This window comes from Streptomyces cyaneofuscatus (assembly GCF_042718795.1).
In the GTDB taxonomy this organism is placed as follows: Bacteria; Actinomycetota; Actinomycetes; order Streptomycetales; family Streptomycetaceae; genus Streptomyces; species Streptomyces cyaneofuscatus_A.
The window spans coordinates 99,182-123,347 of record NZ_JBHXOX010000003.1 but is presented as its reverse complement, the minus strand read 5'-3'; the positions used below and the strand labels follow the sequence as shown (position 1 = coordinate 123,347).

Sequence of the window (24,166 nt, the reverse complement as noted above, 5' to 3'; positions counted from 1 at the left end):
ACGTGGTGCGTTCACTGCCCGGTATCCAGCAGGTGATCTTGCTCTGCCTGTACTCCCGGCACTGCGATGGCAGTGTCCGTCAGCGTCACCTCGAACAGATCGTGAGGCTGGACGCGGCGTCCCGGACTCGGTCCAGCGCGGACTCCGTGGGGAGTTCATCGCTCGGAATCCTGTGTTCTTCGCCCGCACGGAACGACGTGTGGTGAGCTTCTGGTCCTCCTACTACCGCTGGGAATGATCCGAGTTCGGCACGTATCCGAGAGGCTTGCTGGCGAAAGCGTTTCGGGCTGCCACCTCGGAGCGGGTAGACGCACCATGGCCCCGCCGCACACCCGTCCCGCTGAGCGTCCGCACCTGGCTACGCCTGGTGCGCAGCCACGACCCATGACGGCATGTTCTGTTCCGCCCAGACGATCTTGCCTGTGGCTGTGCGGGATGAACCCCAGCGGCGGCACAGCATGTTGATGAGTTGAAGGCCCCGTCCACCCTCGTCGCTCAGGCCCGCGTGCTGGATCTGGGGCAGGTCGGGGCCGGTGTCCGACACCTCCACGACGAGGCGTTCCCCGCGCAGCAGCCGTAGTGTGCCGGGGCCGTTCCCGTACCGCAGTGCGTTGCCGACCAGTTCGGAGACGACGAGCTCGGAGACGTCGGCGAGCTCCTCGAGGCCCCATGACGCGAGCTGGCCGGTGACGAGACCACGGGCGGCCGAGGCGGACCGGCCGTCCTGCGGCAGCTCCCACACCCTCAGGTCCCCCGCCGGGAGTGTGGCGCTCGTGGTGACGAGGAGCACGGCCTCATCGAACCGGGGGGCGGCGGCCGGGGCACGCTCCACCAGACCCCCCTTCTCAAGCGATCCGGGCGGAAGGCCTAGCGCTGCCGTACGCAGCCGGTCCAACTGGGCGTCCACGTCGGAGTCCCGGGACTTGATCAGGCCGTCCGTGTACATGACCAGGTGGGCACCATCAGGGACGCGCAGCCGCAAGGGGTCGTACGGGATCACGCCCGCCCCTAGCGGCGCGCCGATCGGCACCGGGACGAGGTCGGCGGCGCCGTGCCCGTCGAGGAGCAGCGGTGGCAGGTGCCCGGCGCTCGCCAGCGTGTAGGAGGAGTCGGCGGGGTCGTAGACCGCGCACAGGCAGGTGGAGACCTGCTCGTCCTCCAGGTCGCGGGTGGCCAGGTCGAGCCGCGCGAGGATCCGCTCAGGGGCCATGTCCAGAGTCATCAGTGCGCGGGCCACCGTCCGCAGGCGCCCCATGGTCGCGGCGGCCGGCAACCCGTGCCCCATCACATCGCCCACCATCAGGGCCGTCCGTCCGCCGGGCAGGGCCATCACGTCGTACCAGTCCCCGCCTACGCCGTGATGTGCCGCCGCGGGCGCGTACTCGGAGTGCACCAGCAGGCCCGGCGTCGCCGGAGTAACGCGCGGCAACAAGGAACGCTGCAACGAGACGACGTGCTCACGCTCCCGCCCGTACAGTCGCGCGTTGTCGATGAAGACCGCCGCCTTGGAAGCGAGCTGCTCCGCCAGCGCCACGTCGGTCGTGGAGAACGGCGGAGTTCCAGGGCCGCGCACGAAGTCGGCGCTGCCGAGCAGCAGCCCACGGGCGATCAGAGGCACGGCCAGGTAGCTGTGCACGCCGGCGGCGCGCAGCTGTGCGGCGGCGCTCGCGGTGGGCGCGACGCGGATGAAATCGTCGTCGCGTATCCTGCTCAGCAGCACGGGTCTGCCTTGCCGAAGGACGTACCGGTGGAGCAGCGTCTCGTGCGGCTCCTTGGCGTGCAGGAAGGTCTCGCCCACCGGGGTCGGCTCCAGGTTGGAGAGCTCCTCAATGGCGCACAGCGCCATGGCTCGCATCTGTGGGATGCCGGGTTCGGTCTTCCGGGAGCCCTCGTCACCTCGCAGGACACTTTCGAGGATGTCCACAGCCGCTCCGTCGGCGAAACTGGGCACCGTGAACTCGGCGAGTTCCAGAGCGGTGCGCTCCAAGTCTAGAGTCGTGCCGATGCGGGAGCTGGCGGAGTTCAGCCAGGCAAGTCGGCTACGGGTGGTGAACCGGTCGGGTGGCAGGACGCCTTTGCTCCGGCGGAACCGCACGTTCGCGCCGACCGAGCGCCCTCCGGTGGAGCCCCGGTAGGACCGGCGTCGTTTGCCACTGCCGGCGTTCACTCTTCTGCCTCCAAAGCAGGACTCGACGCTTCTTGGTGCCCAGTGTGCACCGGAAACAGCGGCGGCACCTCCGGGTGACCCTCGTTGGATGGCCTGTTCAGAGATGGTGCTCCGGCGCTCGTTCCCGGTCCTCCTGATTTGGCTCGCGGATCGGCCCGGCCTGGATCGCTCCTATCACCTACCTCGTTCCCTGCTCGGAGCATCCCCACGGCGTCACCTCGATCACCACGACCGGCCCGGCAGGCAGCAAGCGTTCATGCTTTGCCACCCGTACAGGCTGATCCCAGGGCACAGTGCCCGACATCGAGAACTGAGCGATGTTGCCACCGTGCTGGGCACAGCCATTCGTTGAGGACCGCGACCAGTGTGGTCCTCTCGCGGCGGACAGCCTGCTCGGTGCGTCAACCGCATCCGCAGCATCGAATCCTTGCTGTCTCACATGAGAGATCTCAACACGTGGACATCGCAGCCCGGTGCGAACGGGTCCAAGCCGTGCTCGGCCAGTCAGCGAACTGCCATCAGATTTCCCCTCGGCGAGAGCTGAATTGCTGTGCCGCGAGTAGTGATCGCGAGTGCAGCGCACCCGGTCATCTCGTGTCCCGCCTTACTTCAGGGTTTCCTGGCGACCGCTCCGTACATGGCGATGTCGCGGCCGTCGATGTCGTTCTGCTCCCGGCCGGGGCGCCAGGCATGCACCTGGGTGACCTCTGGGTCCTGCAGTTCCAGGCCGTCGAAGAACGAGGTGGCGGTTCGTAGATCTCGCAGGACAAAGGGCATACCTTGCTCGCGGTACTCCTGGGCGACCCGGTTTACCTCCTCGGGCGCGAAGTCCGCGGTGCCGATGGTCATCGCCAGGTAGCTGCCCGAGGGCAGCGGGTTCAGCAGGTCTTGGACCAGACGCCGGTCATCAGGGGGCAGGATGAAGTGCATGATGCCGATGACCATGAGGCCGACGGGCCGGTTCAGGTCGATGAGCTCGCGGAACTCGGGACTGTCCAGGATGGTGCCGGGGTCGTGCATGTTCGCGTCCACATAGGCGGTTGCGCCCTCGGGTGAACTCTGCAGCAGGGCGCGGGCGTGAGCGAGGACGATGGGATCGTTGTCGACGTAGACCACGTGCGATTCCGGGGCCACTTCCTGCACGATCTCGTGCAGGTTCGGGGACGTCGGAAGACCGGTTCCGATGTCGAGGAACTGGCGGATGCCTCGCTCCTCTGCCAGGAAGCGCGCCGCGCGGTGCATGAACCGGCGGTTTTCCATCATGTGCACGGGCAGAGCGGGCCAGTGTCGGCACATGGCGTCGCCCGCTTCCTCATCCACGGGGTAGTGGTCTTTGCCACCCAGGATGTAGTCGTACACCCGGGCGGAGTGGGCGCGTGAGGTCGCTAGTTTGCCCTGATGGTCGTTCGGCGTGTTCATGCGGTGCCTCTCTCATCCGAGGACGGGCTTTCTCGACGGTATGGAGACACTCTTCCGGGTGCAAACGGTGAGATTCGCGAGAGGCGCGGTCATGAGTCCGGCCGGGCTTGCAGGGCGATGATGGCGATGTCGTCCCGGCGGTGGTGCAGAGGTGGCAGAAGGCTGCGGATCAAGGAAGACAGGGGCATGCCTTGACGGGCCAGCACGTCGGAGCGTTCACGCAACCGCTGGAGGTTGTCACCGATGTCCGTCTCTCGCGTCTCCACCAGCCCGTCGGTGTAGAGCACCAGGATGTCCCCTGCGTGCAGGTCCGCGTCGAGGGTGGTGCGAGCGAGGGAGTCGGTGACGCACAAAGGCGGGTCCGGGGCTGTCAGGCCGTGCAGATACTGCGATGGGGCGTCCGCTGGGATGACCAGGGGCGGCGGATGCCCGGCGTTGGACAGGGCGATGTGCCAGCTGCCGCACGTCCGGCGGCGCAGGACCGCGTGCACCGCCGTGACCATCGACGGACTGTCGAGCGCCTGCACGATGCGGTCGAGACGCCCCAGCGTAGAAGCTGGACTGGCAGCCGGGCCGCAGTCGTAGGCGAGTCCCCGCAGGATGCTGTTGACGCGTCCCATCGCCATGGCCGCGTCGAGGTCGTGCCCCGCGATATCGCCGATGGACAGGGCGAGGGCATCGGCGGAGAGCCGGACGGCGTCGTACCAGTCACCGCCGACCTCCGCCGCCGAGTCCGCCGGATGGTAGAGCGCGGTGATCGTGAGACCGTCGATGACCGGCGGGGCCGCGAGGAACGACTGCTGTAGCGCGAGTGCCTTGCCGCGGATGCTCTGCAGCTCCATCGTCCGGCGCAACGGCCCGCTCATCTGCTGGAAGACGTCCCGCAGCAGGGAGAGGTCGGCCTCGTCCGGGGGCGGGTTGCCCCGGCAGGTCGCGATCGTCGCCAGCGCGACGGTCCGGCCGTCCACCACCACGGGCACCAACGCCATGCCGGTGGCTCCGGCCGCTCGCAGCCACCGTACGGAAACGTTCGAGAGCCCTTCGTCGGGAGGTCCGTCGGGCGGGAAGACCAGCAGTCGAGCCTCCTGGCTCTTGATGGCCCGCTGGGCGACCGGCCCCAGTATGAAATCGGCGTCCAAAGGGGGCAGGGAAGGCAGGCCGGGGGCAAGCCCCACACGCTCCGGCGCCGTTGGGGTGAATGCGCGGGAAGGTCTCGCACCCGCTTCGACACCGTCCACTACGCGAAAGATGGCCACCGCGTCAGCGATCTCGGGCACGACGGCCGCAGCCGTCGTCAGAAAGGCCTCCGAAAGATCGCGGGCCGCAGGCACCGCCGCCATACGCGCCAGCAACTTCTCCCGCATACGGGCACGCCAGTGCTCCTCGGCGTCGGCGGCAGTTCCGACAAACTCCACTTCCCCGTTCTCGTCGATGGCGGGCGCAGCAATGATCTTGACATGGCGGAAGCGGTCAACGGCTCCGTCGAGCCGCACCCTGACGATCGCGTCGAGCGGGGACCGCTCGCGCGTAGCCCTGCGCCATGCACGCTGGAACCAGTCCCGGTCCTTGGGATGCACGGCGTCCATCCACGAGGTATCGGTGCCGGGAGTCCACAGCGGCTCGGCGATCCCGCCTCGGGACAACACGGAGACGTCACCGCTGGGCGACATCACCCACACCGACTGCGGTACGGCCCCCATGAGTGCCCGGTACCGACGCAGGAGCCGCTCCTCGTTCACGGCCGCGACCTCCGCCGTTGGGCCGACGGGCCCGAGATCCAGGCCGGCGGCATAGCATCGTCTGCCGCCGACGCCGATCGCCTCCGCCCGCCCCACTCTCCGGACGACGGCAGGAGACCATCACCACTCATGCCCCGATGATCCCCCGCATCCGGGACATCAGCACGCCCAGGCGTTCCGCCCGGCCACCGGGCACGCTGACGAGAGCTGACCGGGGCTCCCAAGCTACCGCGAGACCCCACCCCCCCCAGGCCACCGGAACCACTCGATCCAAGTGGGGCCACATCACCTTGCTACCGGGGCGTGAATCACACTGCCTCGCGCCCCCTCCGGCCCAACCATGGAGCCAGAAGACTTCCGTCGACCGGAGCCCGAAAACGTCCTTGGAAACAGCTACCCGAGGGGTGCAGGCCCGGCAGAGGTGTTCCGTAGGGCGTGATGGTGCGAGGGACAAACCCGAGCGGGTGGCATCCACCTTCCCCAGCAAGGTGGATCCTGCTCGTGAGCCCGCCTCGCGAGCGTCCCAGGGCCTCATCGAGACGGTGACGCGCCGGGTTCCTCCGCCGACCCGGGATTGTCGGGGCGAGGGCGAGGGCGAGGGCGAGGGTGGAGACGCCGGCCGCGTGCTGATGAGCGCGGCACGTCCTGGAATCGACGCTGACCACGCTCCGGCCATGCTCCGGTCGATCCGACTCTCGGCATCGGCATCGGTATCCGCATCGGCCTGGACGGCCCGCAAAATCCTCTCCCACGTGCCGTCCGACGACCACCTGCGACGACGATCGTGAACCGTCCTCCAGCTAGCGAAGCAGCGAGGCAGGTCCCGCCAGGCTCTAGAAGAAGCCAAGCCTCTGGGGGCTGTAAGAACAAAGAATGTTCTTCGTCTGCTGGTAGTGCTCCAGCATCATCTTGTGGTTCTCCCTGCCGATACCCGACTCTTTGTAGCCGCCGAACGCGGCGTGCGCCGGGTAGGCGTGGTAGCAGTTCGTCCAGACCCGGCCCGCCCTGATCGCGCGGCCCGCCCGGTACGCGGTGTTGGTGTCGCGGGTCCACACACCGGCCCCGAGGCCGTACAGCGTGTCGTTGGCCGTTGTGATGGCGTCGTCGAAGTCGGTGAAGGAGGCTACCGCCACGACCGGGCCGAAGATCTCCTCCTGGAAGACCCGCATCCGGTTGTCGCCCTCGAAGACCGTCGGTTGGACGTAGTAGCCGCCCGCCAGTTCGCCGCCGTGCTCGACGCGCTCGCCGCCCGTGAGGATCTTCGCTCCCTCCTGTCGGCCGATCTCCAGGTAGGAGAGGATCTTCTGGAGCTGGGCGTCGGACGCCTGCGCGCCGATCATCGTGTCGGTGTCCAGGGGGTCGCCCGGCAGGATCTTCTCCGTACGGGCGATCCCGGCCTCCAGGAAGGCGCCGTAGTGCCCCCGCTGGATCAGGGCGCGCGAAGGGCACGTGCACACCTCGCCCTGGTTGAGTGCGAACATGGTGAACCCTTCGAGGGCCTTGTCGAGGAAGTCGTCGTCGCTGCGGGAGACGTCGTCGAAGAAGATGTTCGGCGACTTGCCGCCGAGCTCCAGCGTCACCGGCTTGAGGTTCTCGGAGGCGTAACGCATGATCAGCCGCCCCGTCGTGGTCTCCCCGGTGAACGCGATCTTCGCGACGCGCGGGCTGGAGGCCAGCGGCTTGCCGGCCTCCTCGCCGAAGCCGTTGACGATGTTGACGATCCCCGGCGGCAGCAGGTCGGCCACCAGGCCCATCCAGAAGTGGATGGAGGCCGGGGTCTGCTCGGCCGGCTTGAGGACCACCGCGTTGCCCGCTGCCAGAGCCGGGGCGAGCTTCCAGGTGGCCATCAGGATGGGGAAGTTCCACGGGATGATCTGGGCGACCACGCCCAGCGGCTCGTGGAAGTGGTACGCGACGGTGTCCTCGTCCAGCTCGCTGAGCGAGCCCTCCTGGGCGCGCAGGACCCCCGCGAAGTAGCGGAAGTGGTCGATGGCCAGCGGGATGTCGGCGGCCAGCGTCTCGCGCACCGGCTTTCCGTTCTCCCAGCTCTCCGCGACCGCCAGCTCCTCCAGATGCGCCTCCATCCGGTCTGCGATCCGGTTCAGGACGGCCGCCCGGTCACCGGCCGAGGTCGCTCCCCAGGCGGGCGCGGCGGCGTGCGCCGCGTCCAGGGCGAATTCGACATCCTCGGAGGTGCCGCGGGCGATCTCCGTGAAGGGGCGGCCGTTGACGGGACTGGGGTTCTCGAAGTACCCGCCCCGGACCGGCGGGACGTACGCGCCGCCGATCCAGTGGTCGTAGCGGGACGCGTACGTGACGATCGCGCCCTCGGTGCCTGGTGCGGTGTAACGGGTCATCTCTGTGGCCTCCCGGATCCGGTGCCGCCCGCCGTCGGACGGCCCTCGGCGCGAGGCTAGGAGGCCGGACGTTGCAACGCCGTTGCGGTACGGGGGCGTTCGCCCGGCTGCCGGTTGCACCCACCCTGACCAGCGCCCGGGGCCCCCTCAGCCCCCTGTTCCGCGTCCAGCCCCCGCACCCTCGCCAGCAGCGCCGCCCGCCGCTCCGCCGGGGCCGCCCCCGCCAGCGCCCGCCACACCGCCAGGTCGTCCTCGCCCCACGGGCTGTACGCCCAGTCGGCCAGGAGCCCCGGATCACCCCGGGCGATCAGCGCCGCCCGCAGCTCGTCCGCGATGCGGTGGCGCAGCCGTACGACGGCGGGGGCGCGCGAACCCGGGAGCAGCGGGCCCGCGTACGCGCCCAGCGCCGCCGCCACCGCGCCCGACCCCAGCCTCCGCGCCACCGTGTCGAAGTCGGCGTCCACCGGCACGCCGAGCCGGTACGGGCGTGAGTGCAGCAGGTCCGGGCCCAGCAGCCTTCTGAGGCGGGAGAGTTCGGCCCGCAGCGTCACCGGGGGCACCGACTCGTCCTCGTACAGCTCGATCAGCAGCTCGTCCCCGCTCAGCCCCTCCGGGCGGCGGGCCAGGGCGACGAGGATCTCGCTGTGCCGCCTGCTGAGCCGGATCCTGCGGTCACCGGCCACCAGCAGCGCCTCGTCCCGGCCCAGCGCGTTCAGCCGCACCGAATGACCGTCCGCCACCGTCGGTGCCAGCAGTGCGAGCTGGGACTCGGCGGCCCGCGCCACCGCCTGGACGAAGGCCAGACTGTGCGGGTGCGCCAGCCGGTCGCCGCCCGTGATGTCCACCGCCCCCAGCACCCGGCCGGTGTGCGGGTCGTGGAGCGGGGCCGCCGCGCACGTCCACTGCTGCACCGGGCGCAGGAAGTGCTCGGCCGCGAAGACCTGCACCGGCCGGTCGACCGCGATAGCCGTGCCCGGCGCGTTGGTCCCGGCCACGCTCTCCGCCCAGCGGGCGCCCTCCACGAAGTTCATCGCCCCCGCCCGGCGCCGGGCCGCCGCGTGACCCTCCACCCACAGCAGCCTGCCGTGGGCGTCGCAGACGGCCAGCAGGTGCTCCCCGTCCGTCGCGTACGCGCCCATGAGTTCCCGGATCACGGGCATCGCCCGGGCCAGCGGATGCGCCTCGCGGTACGGGCCCAGCTCGTCCGCGCCGAACTCCACCACGGGGGCGCCGTCCGGGCTGACCCGGGCCCGGGCCGAGCGGAGCCACGACTCGCCGACCACCGTACGCACCGGCCGCTCCAGCCGCCCCGCCGAGGTGAACACCTCGTGCGCGCGGCGCAGCGCGCCCATCCGCTCACCGGGGTCCGTATCAGCGGCCAGGGCCACCCAGGGGTCCGTCAACTCGCCCTCCGTCCGGGCCGTCCTGCCTCCCCATCGTCGCCGCCACCGGCCTCCGCGACAACCCGGCTGCGGTGGGTGACGGGCGCGGGCTCAGGGGCGGTCGACGAGACGGAGGTAGCGCTCCCAGTCCCAGAGCACGCCGGGGTCCGTGTGGTCGCTGCCCGGCACCTCATGGTGGCCGATGATGTGCGCCCGGTCCTTGGGTAGGCCGTGCCGCTCGCAGATCGCCGCAGTGAGCAGGGCCGAGCGCCGGTACATCACGTCGGTGAAGAACTCCGGCCGGTCCACCCATCCTTCGTGCTCGATGCCGATGCTGCGGACGTTGACGTCCCAGTTGCCCGCGTGCCAGGCGATGTCGCTCTCCCGTACGCACTGCGCGACATGACCGTCACCGGAGCGCACCACGTAGTGCGCGGAGACCTGCTTGGCCGGATCGCGGAAGATGCCGATCGTCGGGGTGAACAACTGCTGGGCCACGTGGATGACGACGCGGTCGACCCGGCGCTCCGAAGGGTGCGCGGGGACGGTGTAGTTCGCCCCGTGGGCCGGTGCCCAGAGAGCCGCCGGATGGTCCGCGACTGCGGTCGAAGGTGTCACGGCACGTGCCGACGCCGGAACCAGCGCCGCCGCGGCGGTGACGGCGGCCCCCTGAAGGAGCCTTCTGCGGTGCATCGCACTCCTATGGGTGCCGGGGGCGCTGTAAGGGTGACGCGCAAGGAAAAGGAGGAGGAGGCCGAAGCCGTCTTCCGCTGATGACGTACGGAAGAGGGCTCCGGTTCCCCACGCCCGTCGACGGAACTCAGCCCCCGGCCGACGCCCCGGCCAGCGCACTCGCCGGGTCGTCGTCGGCGGGTCCCGCGGGCACCCAGCGGCCGCGCTCCTTGCGGTACGGCCACCACCGGCCGTCGCGGTCGTACCGGAGCTGGACATCGGCGCCCGCCACCGTCCAGCGGGCCCGCGCCGCCCGCAACTGCGGCCGCTCACCCTCCTCCCAGGCCGCCGCGATGAGCGCGCGAGCCCGGGCGAGGGAGTCCGCGTCCGGGTCCCACTCCTCGTCGAGCACCGCCAGCGCGGCGACCCCTCCGTAGCGCCAGGCGCTCACCGCCGCCCCCAGCTCGGCACGCGGCCGGCCGCTCCCCTCGGCCAGCCGCTTGGCGATCCACGGCTCGGGGCGGGCATCGGCGGCCATCCGTACCGCGTCCTGCTCCGGCGTCAGCTCCGCCGGAACCGGCTGCCGTCCGTGCCCCGGAGCCAGCGCCTCCAGCAGCATCCGGTGGGCCCGTACGGCGCTGTCGGCGGCCAGGACCTCCAGCGCCGCCGGGTCGATGCCGGACGGCGGGCCCGCCTCCGTGTCCAGCGACGGCGGCTGCCCCGGCTCCTCGGGCACAGGGGGCGGCACGGGGAGCGGCGGCAGGATGGAGCCCGCGGCGAACGCCTCGTCGGCCGGGACGCCGTACGCCTCCCCGCCCGCCTCCTCCGGCGCGTCGCCCTCCGTACCGCGCACCGCACGGGCGGCGCTGCGGACCTGGAGCTCGTCCAGCAGCCGCCGCTCCCCGCGCCCCCGCAGCAGCAGGAGGACGAACGGGTCCTCGTCCAGCAGCCGCGCCACCTGGTAGCACAGGGCGCCCGTATGGGGGCAGTGGTCCCAGGTGCCGCAGGTGCACTCCGGCTCCAGGTCCCCGATGCCGGGCAGCAGATCCACCCCGGCACCCGCCGCGTCCTCCACCAGATGCGGCTCCATCTCCCGGTCGAGCAGCGCCGCGATGTGCCCGGCCCGCTCCACGGCCATGTCCAGGAAGCGGTCCCACGCCTCGTCGCCCAGCTCCTGGAGCAGCACATCGCTCCGGTGGCCCGTGCCGTCCCGGTCCCGTACGACGGCCGTGATCCGGCCGGGGCGTACGGAGACCGCCCCCACGCCGCCCTCCCGGGCCAGCCGGCGCCCCTTCTTGAGCTGCTGGCCGTCCAGCGCGGTGTCCTCCAGCGCCTGGAGCCACGCGCGGCCCCACCAGGACGTGGCGAAACCCCTGCCCGGCGGAGGAGGCAGCGGCGCGAACGTACGCTCCGCTCCACCGCCGGAATCCACCGCGTCCGTCCCGTACTCGTCTTCGTCGCTCATCGCGCGCCCCCTCGCAGCTCGACCAGATCGGCCAGTTCCGCATCGGTCAGTTCGGTCAGTGCCGCCTCCCCGGAGCCGAGCACCGCGTCCGCGAGCCCCTGCTTGCGGGCGAGCATCTCCGCGATCCGGTCCTCGATGGTGCCCTCGGCGATCAGCCGGTGCACCTGGACGGGCTGCGTCTGCCCGATCCGGTACGCCCGGTCCGTCGCCTGCGCCTCGACCGCCGGATTCCACCACCGGTCGAAGTGCACGACATGACCGGCCCGGGTGAGGTTGAGCCCGGTCCCCGCCGCCTTGAGGGACAGCAGGAACACCGGAGCCTCGCCCGCCTGGAACCGGCTCACCATCTCCTCGCGCCGCGCCACCGGCGTACCGCCGTGCAGGAACTGCGTACGCACCCCCCGCTCGGCCAGGTGCTCCTCAAGCAGCCGCGCCATCTGTACGTACTGCGTGAACACCAGTACGGAACCCTGCTCGGCCAGGATCGTGTCCAGGAGTTCGTCCAGCAGCTCGACCTTCCCCGACCGGTCCGCGATCCGCGGCCGGTCCTCCTTCAGGTACTGCGCCGGGTGATTGCAGATCTGCTTCAGCGCCGTCAGCAGCTTCATCACGAGCCCCCGCCGCTCGAACCCGTCGGCGCCGGCGATCTCGGCGAGGGTCTCGCGGACCACCGCCTCGTACAGCCCGGCCTGTTCGGCCGTCAGCGAGACCGCCCGGTCGGTCTCCGTCTTCGGCGGCAGCTCCGGGGCGATCCCCGGGTCGGACTTGCGGCGGCGCAGCAGGAACGGGCGGACCAGGGCCGCGAGCCGCTCGCCGGCCGCCGGGTCCGTGCCGCCCTCGACGGCGGCGGCGTACCGGGTACGGAAGGTGCCGAGCCGACCCAGCAGCCCGGGTGTCGTCCAGTCCAGGATCGCCCACAGCTCGGAGAGGTTGTTCTCCACCGGAGTGCCGGTGAGGGCGACGCGGGCCCGGGCGCCGATGGTGCGCAACTGCTTGGCCGTCGCCGAGTGCGGGTTCTTCACGTGCTGCGCCTCGTCGGTGACGACCATGCCCCAGGAGGCGGCCGCCAGCCGGGGCGCGTCCAGCCGCATCGTGCCGTACGTCGTCAGGACGAACTCGCCGTCCGCCAGCCCCTCCAGGGAACGCGACGCGCCGTGGAAACGGCGTACGGGGGTGCCCGGGGCGAACTTCTCGATCTCCCGCTGCCAGTTGCCCATCAGCGACGTCGGACAGACCACCAGCGTCGGTCCGGACGCGTCGCGGTCGCTCTGGCGGTGCAGATGCAGGGCGATGAGCGTGATCGTCTTGCCCAGGCCCATGTCGTCGGCGAGGCAGGCGCCGAGGCCGAGCGAGGTCATGGTGTTCAGCCAGTTCAGACCGCGCAGCTGGTAGTCGCGCAGGGTCGCGGTCAGCGCCTCGGGCTGCCCGATCGTCTGCTGAGCCGCGGACTCCGGATCGGCCAGCCGCTTGCGCAACCCCTCCAGCCAGCCCGTCGCCGCCACCTCCACGCGGCGGCCGTCCACCTCGGTGGAGCCGGTCAGCGCCGCGCCCAGGGCGTCGATGGGGGTGACCTTGCGGTCATGGGCCTCCCGGGCCCGGCGCGCCTCCTCCGGGTCGATGAGGACCCACTGGTCGCGCAGCCGCACGATCGGTCTGCTGGACTCCGCGAGCTGCTCCAGCTCCGCGCGGCTCAGTTGCCGGTCGCCCAGCGCGAACCGCCAGTCGAACGCGAGCAGGGCGTCGGCGGAGAGGAACGACGGGGTGTCCGCGACGGTCCGCCCCCGCCGGCCGCCACCCTCCTCGCCGCTGTCGTCCTGCTGTCCGTCGGCCGGGCCGATCACCGCGCGGGCGGTCAGCTTCCGCGCCAGCTCCTTGGGCCAGTGCACCTGCACGCCCGTGGCGGCCAGGGCGCGCGAGGCGGGCCCCAGCAGTTCGGCGATCTCCTCGTCGGCCGGCTCCACCGCGTCCGGTACGGCGGCGGACAGCAGCGGCGCCAGGGGCGGCCAGGCGCGAGCGGCACGGCGCAGGGCGAGGAGGGCGTCCATCCGGGCCCGTGGCCCGAACGCCGCCGCGCTCCGGGTGCCGCCCGCCCAGACCTCGGCCGCATCGGCGACCAGGGAGGGGTCGCTGACGCTGTGGATCTGCAGGACGGCACGGAAGGAAGGCGCCGCGTCGTCAACAAGAGGGTCTGCGGTGGCCTCGGTGGCTTTGGTGGCCGGAGAGGCCGCTTCCGTGATCTCGATACGCAACGAGAGCCGTACTCCCGCGTCGTGACCGGCCGCCACGTCAGCGGCCCAGGAGCGCCCTTGGGGCAGGTGCTGCGGTTCCCGGGCGGCGAATGCGGGGCTCGCGGCCGCGAATCCGGCGGCGGGCGTCCGGGGCAGCCCGTCCGCCACCGCGTCCAGGAACGCCCGCAGCAGCCGCTCCGGGTCGGGCAGCAGCAGCGGCCCGTCCACCGGCGCACCGGTCTCCAGCGGGGTCGCGTGGGCGGTGGGCGGCATCGACGCCGCGAGCTCCCGGATCCGCTCCAGGTCCCCGGCGCCCAACGGCCCGACCCGCCAGGTGTCCTGGTCGGCGGGGCTCAGGCCGGGCAGCAGGAGGCCGCGGGCGACGAACTGCAGGCCGAGCAGCGCGGCGGCGCCCCAGAAGGCGGTCGCGGGGGAGGCCCGGCCGCCGGCCCGCGCCCGGGTCAGTACCGGCAGGGCCTCCCGTACGGGAAGGTGCAGGCCGGGCACGGTACGGCGCCGGAGGCCGGCCTCGGCCACGGTGAGCTCCGACAGGATCCCGGGCGCGTCGGGAGGGGTGCTACCGTCCGGGTTCCAGAAGGCGATCAGGCCGGTACGGGACGGATCTGCGGGGATGAACACCGCGGAGCAGCGGGACAGCTCTGAGATCTCGGAGGGCGTTGCCGCGGGGGGCCGGTGCACAGCGATGTCAGATTCCTCAAATTTGACTAGTGGGCGGGGTCGCCGAGGGTACTCCACGCGGAGCCGCGATGTGCGGCTCCTGTCTGTGATCTGTCTCACCTCGTCATGCTCTTCCGTGCGAGAGGTGCGGCTGGCACCACCACGGGACACGGGGGTCTGCCCCAGGACGATCGGGGTGGTGGCGCCATGGCTGCCGAGAGCCTCCGATCCGTACGTTCAACGAGGTCAGCGCCTATGTCGGAGAGACCGGAGACCTCATGTCCCAGGCAACAGCCACCGCTGCGGATCCCGCCGGTGGCAGCAGTTCGGAACGGACCGGCCTCCCGGCCGTCGGCAGTGATTTCGCCCCTCTGCTGCGTGCGGTGAAGGGGCAGGGCCTCCTCGAACGACGCACCGGGCGGTACGCGATCAGTATCACCGCCAACCTGACGGCCCTGGGCGGGGTGATCGACGCCTTCGTTCTGCTGGGCGACACCTGGTGGAGCCTGTTCCTCGCCCTTCCGCTTGCGGTCGTGTGGACCCGGACGGCCTTCATCGCCCATGACGCGGGCCATTCCCAGATATCCGGTGACCGCAGGGCGAGCAGGCTGATCGGCCTGGTCCACGCCAACCTGCTCCTCGGGATGAACGAGGCATGGTGGAACGACAAGCATGTACGCCACCATGCCAACCCCAACCATGTCGACAAGGACCCCGATGTCGGCGTCGGCGCCCTGGTCTGGACCCAGAAGCAGGCGGCGCGGCGCGAAGGATTCGCCCGCCGGCTGACCCGCAACCAGGCCCGGCTGTTCTTCCCGATGCTCCTGCTGGAGGGCATAGCCCTGAAGATCTACGGGTTCCGGTTCCTGCGCCACCAGCCGCCCCGGGAGCGTGCGGTGTCGGCCCTGCTGATGACCGCGCACCTCGCGCTGTACACGACCCTGCTGCTGACCGTCCTGTCACCGGCCAAGGCCCTCGTCTTCGCCCTGCTGCTGCACGCGCTGTTCGGACTTCACCTGGGAATGGCCTTCGCCCCGAACCACAAGGGCATGGAGATGCCCGACCCGGACGGGGACCGCTGGGGCCACCTGGAGCGTCAGGTCCTGACCTCACGCAATGTGCGTGGCGCGCTCCTCACCGACTGGTTCCTCGGCGGGCTGAACTACCAGATCGAGCACCATCTGTTCCCGAGCATGCCCCGGCCCCACCTGCGGCTGGCCCAGCCCTTGGTCAAGGAGTACTGCAGGAGCATCGGTATGCCGTACGCGGAAACCGGACTCGTCGAGTCCTACCGGCAGGCGCTGGCCCATATGCGCGAGGTCGGTGAGCCGCTGCGATGACGGGCTCCACGGAGAGGGGCAGGGCGTGCGGTCACGGGATGACAGGGGGAGGTGCGCGGGGGAACGTAAGGACGTATGGACGCGTTGACAGGACAGAAGCGGCGCCGGCCGCGAAGGAGGCGTGAACCATGTCGAACGGTGCGAAGGTCGCTGTCGCGGGGGTGGTGGCCGGGGTCGCCCTGTGGGCCCTGCTCGGATTCTGGTGGGCCCTGCTGGTGGTGATCGGTGTCCCCGTCGCGGGCTATCTGCTGCTGGACCCGTCCCAGCGAAGCAGGCTCCGCAGGATCAACCGCAAGCAGATCGGCCGCTGAGCCCGGCTCCGCATCGCGGTCACGCCGAATGCGGAGCCAGTGCGTCCAGAGCCTTCAGCAGACCGGGCAGTGCGGGCCCACGGCCGACGGGCAGCACCTCGCCAGGCTCCTCGTCCAGGAGGAACAGCGCTATGTCGTCGGTCCTGGCGACCATCGACCAACCCGGGCCGTCGACCCGCAGGGTGCGTGCGTCGGCCGTGGCGAAGCCGGAGCGGATCCGGCCGGGCGGTGGCGGAGTCCTCGTGTAGGCGAGGGCCTCTGCCAGGGCCCGTCGTACGCCGGGGTGCTGACCGGTCGCAGCGGCACCGGGCTCCGCGTCCCCCTCGACGGCGGTGCCCCCGTCTCCCGGCTCACCGTTCTCTGCTTTTCCGGGCGGCTCGCCGCCCGGCCGGACGAACTGCGCGTCGTCAATCTGCTCCCGCCACCGTGCCCACTGCTCCGCGACCTCGTCGGCCCCGAGCCGCCGCTGCGCGGGACCCCATGACCCCGTGTCCGGGGGAGTCAACGGAGCAGGGCCCACCCCACCCGTCTCCGGGTCGTGCGGGGCGGGCACACCGGGCGCGGCGACGGTCAGGGCCAGCGGCCAGCCGGGCAGTGCGCACACCACGGAGCGGTCGTCGGGGGAGAGGTCGTGCTCCATGCCGCAGTCCCACGCGGCGATGGCCACGGCCACCACCGAGACATCTTCGACGACCACCGTCCAGCGGGCCCCGTCGCCGTCCTGCCCGAGGACGAGACCGTAGCCCTCCTCGTACGGTTCGAGGGAGAGCGCGCCGCACGCCGCCACGTAGTCATCGCCCAGCACGCTCGGGAACCGGGCAGGAGTGAGCAGCATCGCGGTCAGCACCAGCAGCGCGTCGTCGTCGTCCGCACCGGACACAGTGTCCTCCTCGTCCCTGGCCCCTGCTCGGCCACCCGTCGCCCCGGGCCGCTTCGCGTCGTCCGTCGGCGCACCTTAACTACTCGGTAACCCCGCCGTCGAGGCCCTGGCAGGCACCGCCGAACCCGGTCCGCCGGTCCCTCGACCGGGTCGTCGTGGCCGTGAAGCACCGGGGCGTAGGAGGAGGTCCCCGTAGCATCGGAACTCCGGACGAACGAGACGGACGAGGGGACGAGCATGGTGCAGAGGTACGACCGGCTGAAGGAGATTCAGCGACTCGACCCGGAGCGGGACTTCCTGGAGATCTACCGCCTCACCGTCACCTACGAGTTCCCCTGGGACATCACCCGCGCCCTCGAACTGGCCCTCTACCGCACCTATGCCGTGCCCAGCATCGGCCGGCTCCTGGACGAGACGGCGGAGCTGACGGAGCGTTCGCAGAAGCGGTACGACGACACCGCCCTGCTCCTGGACACCGTGGTGGAGCACGGATTCGACACCGAGGAGGGCCGCACGGCCGTCCGCCGGATCAACCAGATGCACCGCGGCTACGACATCAGCGACGACGACATGCGGTACGTCCTGTGCACCTTCGTCGTCACGCCGAAGCGCTGGCTGGACGACTACGGCTGGCGCCGGCTCTCCGACCACGAGCTGCGGGCCTTCGCCGCCTACTACCGCACGCTGGGCGCCCGCATGGGGATCAAAGACGTCCCGCAGAGCTACGAGGACTTCGAGCGCACCCTCGACACCTACGAGCGCGAGCACTTCGGCTGGGACGCGGGAGCCCGTCGGGTCTCCGACGCCACGCTGGCGCTCATGGCCTCCTGGTACCCGGCACCGCTCGCCCCGCTGGTCCGGGGCGCCAGCCTCGCGCTCCTCGACGACTCCTTGCTGCGGGCGTTCCGCTACGAGCGCCCGGGAGCCGTGGCCCGTGGGCTGACCCGGGGCGCCCTGCGGCTGCGGGCCCGCGCTGTCCGGCTCCTGCCGCCCCGGCGCACGCCGCACTACGCGCGCCAGAACCCCGAGATCAAGGGCTACCCGGACGGCTACGAGGTCGCCGCGCTCGGCACGTTCCCCACACCGGGCGTCCGTGGCTGCCCGGCTCCCGGTCACCGGCCGCCGTCAGAGGCGCCCGTCGAGTGACGTGAGGGTGGTCCGCAGCCATCGGAGTTCCGCTTCCCCGGTCGCTCGCGCGATGGTGAGGACGCCTCTGCGGAAGGGGTCCTCCAACTCCTCGGCGCGCAGCGGCCGGTCGCCGTCGTAGAAGAAGCTCGCCGGTTCCTCCAGGAACACCAGCCGCCGCCGCAGCACCTCCGCCTGCGCCGAGGGCTCCGGAAGGTGCCGGAGGAAGGCCAGCAGGACGAACCACCGGTTCTCGTCGGTGATGTCCGCGCGCTCCGGGGAGGCCAGCCGGTCGCGCAGCTCCGCCCGGCCCGCCCCGGTGAGCGTCAGTACCTGCCGCGGTGCCGCTGTGGCGCCCGGTTGCGTCTCCCGGGCCAGCAGCCCCGCCTTCTCCAGCCGCCTGATCGCCGGGTAGAGCGTGCTCTCCGGGACCGGGCGTACGTGCCCGATCAGCGCCGTGAGGCGTTTGCGCAGCTCATAGCCGTGCAGTGGGGTGTCGCAGAGGAATCCGAGGATGGCGAGTTCCAGCATGCCCGCATCCTATCGCCTATACCCCGGTGGCGTAGTACCTCGATGTCGATGTATGTTCGCGGCTCGACGGCGGAGCCGGACCGATGCCGCACGGGGCGACCGGTGGCGGGAGAGGAAGGAAGATCGCGGTGTACGAGGCTGAGTTCGACGGGCAGGGCAGCCGGATCAGATGGACCGAGGCGGCCGGGAGCGGGAGAGGCGGCGGCGAGGGGGCGGCCACCGTCTATGTGCACGGGCTCGGCGCGATGTCGGCGGTCTACCACGCCCATGTGGCGGCCCACCCTGCACTGTCCGGCCGCCGGTCGCTCTTCGTCGACCTCCCTGGACACGGCATCAGCGATTGTCCCGCCGACTTCGGTTACACGCTGGAGGACCACGCCGACGCGCTCGCCACGGCCCTCGACGCGGCGGGTGTCCACGGTGCCCGTATCGTCGGGCACAGCATGGGCGGCGCGGTGTCCGTCGTCCTCGCCCACCGGCGCCCCGACCTCGTCTCGGGTCTGGTCCTCACGGAGGCGAACCTCGACCCGGCTCCGTCGCGGACCGCCGCCAGCAGCTCCATCGCCGCTTATTCGGAGGAGGAGTTCGTCCGGGGCGGCGGCTTCGCCGAGGTCCTGGGGCGGTTCGGTGCCATCTGGGCGGCGACCATGCGCCTGGCGGACCCCCTGGCCCTGCACCGCTCGGCCACCGGACTGGTGCGGGGTACCGCCCCGAGCGTCCGGCGGATGCTGATGGAGTCACCGGCGGAGCGGAGCTTCCTCCAGGGGACGCTGAGCGGCGAACTGCCCGGCGCCGCCGAGCTGGTGGCCTCCGGGGTGCGCGTCATCCAGGCGACCGGTGCCGGGCACAACGTCATGTTCGACCGCCCTGATGTGCTGGTGGCCGCCGTCGCGGGCGGCACCGTGTGAGGCTGTGGGGCGCCGGGCCCCGTACCGCTGACAGAGCGTGCGTACGGTAACGGGCCCGGGACCGTGGTCCGTCAGGATTGACGTACGGCGAGGGCGAGGAACCGGTCGTCCTCGTCGGTGTAGGAGTCCAGCCGCCAACCCGAACCGGCCAGCAGGGCCCGCAGCCTGGGCTCGGCCCGCAGGTCGTCATCGGTGACGGTGCGCCCGTGCCGTGCGGCCAGGGCGGCGCGGCCGATCGGGTGGAACAGGGCCAGCACCCCGCCGGGCCGCACCACCCGGGCGAGCTCCGCCGTATCGGCCTCGGGGCGGGCCAGATGCGAGATCAGCCCGGCCCCGAACACCGCGTCCAACGCCCCGTCACGCAGCGGCAGCCGCGCGACATCGGCCCGGATCAGCGTGCCGCTCTCCGCTCGCCCCGCCCGCACGGCCGCCTCCAGCATGGCGGGCGTCAGGTCGGCGCCCAGCACGGTGCCGCGCGGACCGACCACGGCCCGCAGGGCCGGGAGCGCCCGGCCCGTACCGCAACCCGCGTCGAGCACGGCATCCCCCGGCCGCAGCCCGAGCAGACCGGCCGCGGCGGCATAGGCCGGGCCGTCGTCGGGAAACCGGCTGTCCCAGCCGGCCGCGCGCGGGGTGAAGAAGTCCAGGACATGAGTGTGGTCATCGGCCATGCGGACATGATCGCGCAGTCGGCGCCCGGACGGAACGCCCTGCTCAGACGTTGACGCCGTAGTCGGACGCGATACCGGCGAGCCCCGAGGCGTACCCCTGGCCGACGGCGCGGAACTTCCACTCCGCGCCGTGCCGGTACAGCTCACCGAAGACCATCGCGGTCTCGGTCGAGGCGTCCTCGCTCAGGTCGTAGCGGGCCAGCTCGACACCGTTGGCCCGGTTCACCACGCGGATGAACGCGTTCCGCACCTGGCCGAAACTCTGGCCCCGGCTCTGGGCGTCATGGATGGAGACCGGGAACACGATCTTCGCGATCTCCGTGGGGACCGAGGCCAGGTCGACCTCGACCGACTCGTCGTCGCCCTCGCCCTCGCCCGTCAGGTTGTCACCGGTGTGGCGGACGGAGCCGTCGGGGCTGTTGAGGTTGTTGTAGAAGACGAAGTGGGCGTCGGAGAGGACCTTGCCCGCGGCGGAGCACAGCAGCGCACTGGCATCCAGGTCGTGATCGGCCCCGGTGGTGGTCCGTACGTCCCAGCCGAGGCCGACCGTCACGGCCGTCAGGCCGGGGGCCTCCTTCGACAGGGAGACGTTGCCGCCCTTCGCCAGGCTCACACCCATGAATGTCCTCCAGTGTTCCGTCGGTCCGCACGTCTGATCGGTCGATCCCTTGATCCTGCGATCCGTGCTGCTTCGTTGTCACTACATATGGACGCTACTGGTACGAACGCCCCACGCGGCCTTCAGGGTTCCCGGATTGCGCAAGCCCTGAAATGAGCGGCGGCCGTGAAACGATCCGTCGCCGAGCGCCCGGTCCGGGCCGCCGGACCTCCCGCCCCGAGGCGGGGTCAGCGCGCTTCGTCGTCCTTCATGGCCTTCGCCTCACTCTTGAGGATGCGCACCGACTTCCCCAGGGCGCGGGCGGTGTCGGGCAGCTTCTTCGAGCCGAAGAGCACGATCACCACGACGGCCAGGATCAACAGGTGCCAGGGCTCCAGGCCGTTGCGCAACATTCTGGTCCCGCCCCTCTCTCCGTCCACGCGACAACAGTTGCCGCATTGCGCAACTGTACAAGTGTCGCCCGAGGGCCGGACGGCCACCCCCTCAGTGGCGCTGCTCGTAACGCCTCCGTGCCGCAGTGAGCCCCACCGCGTACAGGCTCAGCACCGAACCGAGCAGCAGGTAGTAGAGCGGCGGCAGGGCACTTATCCCCAGCAAGGGGCCCAGCGGGGTCAGGGGGAGCAGGACGCCGACCACCGCGAGTCCGGCCGCAACCACCCGCAGAGGTCCTCCCGCCCGCCGTTCGGCGGCGCTGCGACCGGTCCGGAGCAGGACCATGACGAGGGCCTGGGTCAGCAGGTTCTCGGTGAACCAGCCGGCGTGGAAGGCGGCCTCGCCGTCGGTCCCGGCCGCGCTGTGGAGGGCGAGGGCCAGGACCCCGAAGGTGGCGAGGTCGGCGGCGGCGTTGAGCAGTCCGAAACCGGTGATGAAGCGGAGGAAGTCACGTGAGCACAGAACCGCGGGCCGCCGCAGGGCGGACGCGCCCGGGCGGTCGAACGCGAAGGCGAGCTGCGCTGCGTCGAAGCAGAGGTTCTGCACCAGTACCTGTGCCGGGAGCATGGGGAGGAAGGGCAGCATCAGCCCGGCCGTCAGCATGGCGATGACATTGCCCAGGTTGGAGGAGAGGGTGATGCGCAGATAGGTGGCGATGTTGCCGCTGCTGTGCCGCCCCGCCAGCACCGCCCGGTCGATCGCGGTGAGGTCCTTCTCCGCCAGCACGACGTCGGCCGCCTCGCGCGCCACATCGACCGCGTTGCGCGGACAGATACCGACATCGGCCGCGTGCAGGGCGGGCAGATCGTTGACGCCGTCACCGAGGAACCCGGTGGTGTGCCCGGCGGCCCGCAGCGCCGAGACGATCCGGGCCTTGTGCTCAGGGGTGCAGCGTGCGAACACGGTCGCCCGGTCCGCGACCCGCGCCAGCTCGGCGTCCGACAGGGTGTCCACCAGCTCGACCGTCACCACGTCGCCGAACCCGCCCGCCGCGTCCGTGCGCAGGCCCAGGTCCTCGCAGGCGCGGGCCGCCGTACCCGGGTGGTCGCCGGTCAGCACCTTGACGGTCACGCCCCGCCGGGCCAGTACGTCGAGGGCGTCGGCGGCGCTCGGCGCGGGCACGTCCCGCAGCGCGACCAGGCCCACGAAGGTCAGACCGCGCTCGTCCGCCGGACTGTAGGCGCCATGCCGGGCCGGTCGGTCGGCCCGGGCCACGGCCAGCAGGCGCAGCCCCGACTCCGCCTTGCGGGCGGCGAGGGCGAGCAGCCGCTCCCGCTCGTCCCCGTCCAGCGCGCACCGTTCGAGAACCGCCTCGACGGCCCCCTTGGTCACCAGTGTGTGGACGCCGAGCCGGCCCGGCCGCCGGAGCACCGCGGTCGCCACCCGCCGCACCGGATCGAAGGGCAGCGCGGTCACCCCCTCGTACGTCGAAGCCTCCAGAAGCTCCGCCTCCGCGGCGTCCAGCACCGCCTCGTCCAGGGCGTCCGGCGCCGGCAGCTCCGCCAGGTGGAGCGTCCACAGCGCGCTGAGCGCCGCCCATCGCAGAACGCCGGGATCGGGCAGGTCCGAACCGTCGACCGCCGTCTCGACGACGGGCCGGTCCTCGGTCAGCGTTCCCGTCTTGTCCAGGCACAGCACGTCGACGGCGCCCAGATCGTGCAGGGCGGGCAGCCGTTTGACGATGACTCCGCTGGTGCGGGCGAGTCGGGCCGCACCCCGTGCGAGCGCCGTCGTGACGATGACGGGCAGCATCTCGGGCGTGAGCCCCACGGCGACGGCGACGGCGAACGGCAGCGTCTCCAGGCCCCGGCCCCGCAGCGCCGCGTTGGCCATCAGTACCAGCGGCGGGGTCAGCAGCATGAACCGGATCAGCGTCCAGGAGATGCCCTGCACCGACCGGTCGAAGGCGCTGGCACCCCGCTGCCGGGCCCGGCCGTCGTACGCGGCGGCGAACCGGGTCGCCCCGCCGGTGGCCGTGATCACCGCCGTACCGCTGCCGGACGTCACGCTGCTGCCTTGAAAGCACAGTTGCGGCTGCGCGAAGGGCCCGGCCCCGGCGATCGCGGGGTCCGGTGCGTCGAGGGGATGTTTCGCCACCGGCGCCGACTCCCCGGTCAGGGCCGACTGGTGCACCGTGAGCCCACTGGCCCGCAGCACCTGCACATCCGCCGGTACGAGGTCGCCCGGCCCCAGCCGGATCACATCGCCGGGTACGAGGTCGGCCACCGGAATCTCTCGCTCCCGCGGAAGCGCATCCGCCGAGGTCCGGCGCACGACGGTCGCCGTGGTCGCCACCAGCTCCCTGAGCGCCGCCGTCGAACGGTCGGCACGGTGCTCCTCGGTCGAGCGCAGCAGGCAGCTGACCGCGACCAGGGCCAGGATCACGCAGGCCGTGCCCCAGGCGGAGACGACGGCGGAGACGAGCCCCAGACAGAGGAGTACGGAGGTGAAGGGGTCCCGGAGACTGCGGACGAAACGCCGGGGCCAGGGAACCGGCCGCCAGGCGGGCAGCACGTTCTCGCCGAACCGGGCGAGCCGCTCCTCGGCATGCGCCTCCACCAGGCCGCGCGGTCCGCTCTCCAGCGAGCGCAGTATCTGGAGGGAGGTCCTCACGGACTCCGGCACGGACGCACCGACGGCCGGGAGCGGGGGCACCGGGGTGGGTGCGGCGGGGGTGGTCCGGCCGGATCCCGCCGCTGCGCTGCTCTCAGGCACCGAGTTCACGCAGGCGGACGGGGACCTGGGCCGGGTGGCCCGCGCGCTCGGCGAGCTGGCCGATCATGAGCCGGACGACCGTCACCACGTCGGGGTCGTCGACCAGATAGACCTGCCGGCGGCCCTCACGCCGCGAACGCACGAGCCCGGCCAACTTGAGCTTGGTCAGGTGCTGGCTGATTGAGGGGAGGGTGCCGCCCACCCGCTCGGCGAGGCCCGTCACATCGCTCTCGCCCTGGGCCAGCGCCCACACGATGTGCAGCCTCGCCGGTGTCGCCAGGAGCCCGAACGCGGCGGCGGCCTCGGCGAGCACCTCGGCGGGCGGATCCTGGAAACCGCCGCCGGTACCTGTCGACACGCTTGCTCTCTCCCTGCCGCGACCGAAAGAAACCAGTGTAGAGGCCGCGTCATACAGCGGCGAGATACGGCAGGAGTGCGCAGGCGAGGTCCGCATCGATCAAGAACGATCAACCCTCTCGGGCCGTACAGACGGTTGCCATGCTGTCCCGACGGCGATGCCCGATCGA

Annotated in this window: 19 protein-coding genes and 1 pseudogene; 4 read left to right on the top strand and 16 right to left on the bottom strand. The window is 71.5% G+C overall.

The genetic code is table 11. The annotated features are described in order from the left end of the window. Positions 1-358 precede the first annotated feature (358 nt). The 9 genes and pseudogenes from ACFWRT_RS03795 to ACFWRT_RS03755 form a co-directional block, all read right to left on the bottom strand. Positions 359-2,167: an ATP-binding SpoIIE family protein phosphatase gene (locus ACFWRT_RS03795; RefSeq protein ID WP_380951064.1), complete on the bottom strand. Its 1,809-nt coding sequence runs from the start codon at positions 2,165-2,167 to the stop codon at positions 359-361. 609 nt (positions 2,168-2,776) lie between these two features. Then, a complete protein-coding gene (locus tag ACFWRT_RS03790) occupies positions 2,777-3,586 on the bottom strand; it encodes an SAM-dependent methyltransferase (protein ID WP_380951065.1) in 810 nt (269 codons plus the stop codon). Between the two features lie 89 nt (positions 3,587-3,675). Further along, positions 3,676-5,325 carry a SpoIIE family protein phosphatase gene (locus ACFWRT_RS03785; protein WP_380951066.1) on the bottom strand — a complete coding sequence of 550 codons (1,650 nt, stop codon included), beginning with the start codon at positions 5,323-5,325 and terminating at the stop codon, positions 3,676-3,678. Positions 5,326-5,774: 449 nt separating this feature from the next. Beyond that, a pseudogene (locus tag ACFWRT_RS03780) lies at positions 5,775-6,154 on the bottom strand (transposase); the annotation flags it as partial. Positions 6,155-6,158: 4 nt separating this feature from the next. Beyond that, positions 6,159-7,682, bottom strand: a complete 1,524-nt coding sequence (gene exaC / locus ACFWRT_RS03775) for an acetaldehyde dehydrogenase ExaC (protein WP_380951067.1) — start codon at positions 7,680-7,682, stop codon at positions 6,159-6,161. A 56-nt stretch (positions 7,683-7,738) separates the two neighbouring features. Further along, a complete protein-coding gene (locus tag ACFWRT_RS03770) occupies positions 7,739-9,085 on the bottom strand; it encodes a GAF domain-containing protein (RefSeq protein ID WP_380951069.1) in 1,347 nt (448 codons plus the stop codon). Positions 9,086-9,175: 90 nt separating this feature from the next. Beyond that, positions 9,176-9,757, bottom strand: coding sequence for an N-acetylmuramoyl-L-alanine amidase (locus tag ACFWRT_RS03765; RefSeq protein WP_380951070.1), 582 nt, complete (start codon positions 9,755-9,757; stop codon positions 9,176-9,178). A gap of 127 nt (positions 9,758-9,884) precedes the next feature. Continuing rightward, on the bottom strand, positions 9,885-11,201 hold the full coding sequence (locus tag ACFWRT_RS03760; protein ID WP_380951071.1) for an SWIM zinc finger family protein: 1,317 nt from the start codon (positions 11,199-11,201) through the stop codon (positions 9,885-9,887). Continuing rightward, positions 11,198-14,128 carry a DEAD/DEAH box helicase gene (locus tag ACFWRT_RS03755; RefSeq protein WP_380951073.1) on the bottom strand — a complete coding sequence of 977 codons (2,931 nt, stop codon included), beginning with the start codon at positions 14,126-14,128 and terminating at the stop codon, positions 11,198-11,200. Before ACFWRT_RS03755 ends, ACFWRT_RS03760 begins: the two co-directional genes overlap by 4 nt. Before the next feature lie 257 nt (positions 14,129-14,385). Between ACFWRT_RS03755 and ACFWRT_RS03750 the strand changes: the two genes are divergently transcribed. Next, entirely contained in the window at positions 14,386-15,447 is a 1,062-nt protein-coding gene (locus ACFWRT_RS03750) for an acyl-CoA desaturase (RefSeq protein ID WP_380951074.1), read from the top strand. 128 nt (positions 15,448-15,575) lie between these two features. Beyond that, on the top strand, positions 15,576-15,758 hold the full coding sequence (locus ACFWRT_RS03745) for a hypothetical protein (RefSeq protein ID WP_018512835.1): 183 nt from the start codon (positions 15,576-15,578) through the stop codon (positions 15,756-15,758). Between the two features lie 19 nt (positions 15,759-15,777). On the opposite strand, the gene ACFWRT_RS03740 is transcribed toward ACFWRT_RS03745, so the two are convergent. Further along, positions 15,778-16,638, bottom strand: a complete 861-nt coding sequence (locus tag ACFWRT_RS03740) for a hypothetical protein (RefSeq protein WP_380951075.1) — start codon at positions 16,636-16,638, stop codon at positions 15,778-15,780. A 237-nt stretch (positions 16,639-16,875) separates the two neighbouring features. Between ACFWRT_RS03740 and ACFWRT_RS03735 the strand changes: the two genes are divergently transcribed. Beyond that, the gene (locus tag ACFWRT_RS03735) at positions 16,876-17,784 is read left to right on the top strand and encodes an oxygenase MpaB family protein (RefSeq protein WP_380951076.1); all 909 of its coding nucleotides are present in this window, start codon (positions 16,876-16,878) and stop codon (positions 17,782-17,784) included. On the opposite strand, the gene ACFWRT_RS03730 is transcribed toward ACFWRT_RS03735, so the two are convergent. After that, on the bottom strand, positions 17,764-18,294 hold the full coding sequence (locus tag ACFWRT_RS03730; RefSeq protein ID WP_380951077.1) for a PadR family transcriptional regulator: 531 nt from the start codon (positions 18,292-18,294) through the stop codon (positions 17,764-17,766). The genes ACFWRT_RS03735 and ACFWRT_RS03730 overlap by 21 nt on opposite strands. Before the next feature lie 128 nt (positions 18,295-18,422). Between ACFWRT_RS03730 and ACFWRT_RS03725 the strand changes: the two genes are divergently transcribed. Then, positions 18,423-19,202, top strand: a complete 780-nt coding sequence (locus ACFWRT_RS03725) for an alpha/beta fold hydrolase (RefSeq protein WP_380951079.1) — start codon at positions 18,423-18,425, stop codon at positions 19,200-19,202. A 71-nt stretch (positions 19,203-19,273) separates the two neighbouring features. Here the strand turns inward: ACFWRT_RS03725 and ACFWRT_RS03720 are convergent, their stop codons facing one another. From ACFWRT_RS03720 to ACFWRT_RS03700, 5 genes are all read right to left on the bottom strand, one after another. Then, positions 19,274-19,873, bottom strand: a complete 600-nt coding sequence (locus ACFWRT_RS03720) for a class I SAM-dependent methyltransferase (protein ID WP_380951080.1) — start codon at positions 19,871-19,873, stop codon at positions 19,274-19,276. Positions 19,874-19,916: 43 nt separating this feature from the next. After that, entirely contained in the window at positions 19,917-20,492 is a 576-nt protein-coding gene (locus tag ACFWRT_RS03715; protein WP_380951081.1) for a TerD family protein, read from the bottom strand. Positions 20,493-20,719: 227 nt separating this feature from the next. Continuing rightward, positions 20,720-20,884, bottom strand: coding sequence for a Sec-independent protein translocase subunit TatA (tatA, locus tag ACFWRT_RS03710; RefSeq protein WP_018512828.1), 165 nt, complete (start codon positions 20,882-20,884; stop codon positions 20,720-20,722). Between the two features lie 91 nt (positions 20,885-20,975). Then, positions 20,976-23,648: a magnesium-translocating P-type ATPase gene (gene mgtA, locus ACFWRT_RS03705; protein WP_380951083.1), complete on the bottom strand. Its 2,673-nt coding sequence runs from the start codon at positions 23,646-23,648 to the stop codon at positions 20,976-20,978. Continuing rightward, complete coding sequence (locus ACFWRT_RS03700; protein WP_380951084.1) at positions 23,632-23,997, bottom strand: ArsR/SmtB family transcription factor; 366 nt, start codon at positions 23,995-23,997, stop codon at positions 23,632-23,634. The genes mgtA and ACFWRT_RS03700 overlap by 17 nt, the downstream gene beginning before the upstream one ends. Positions 23,998-24,166: the final 169 nt, after the last annotated feature.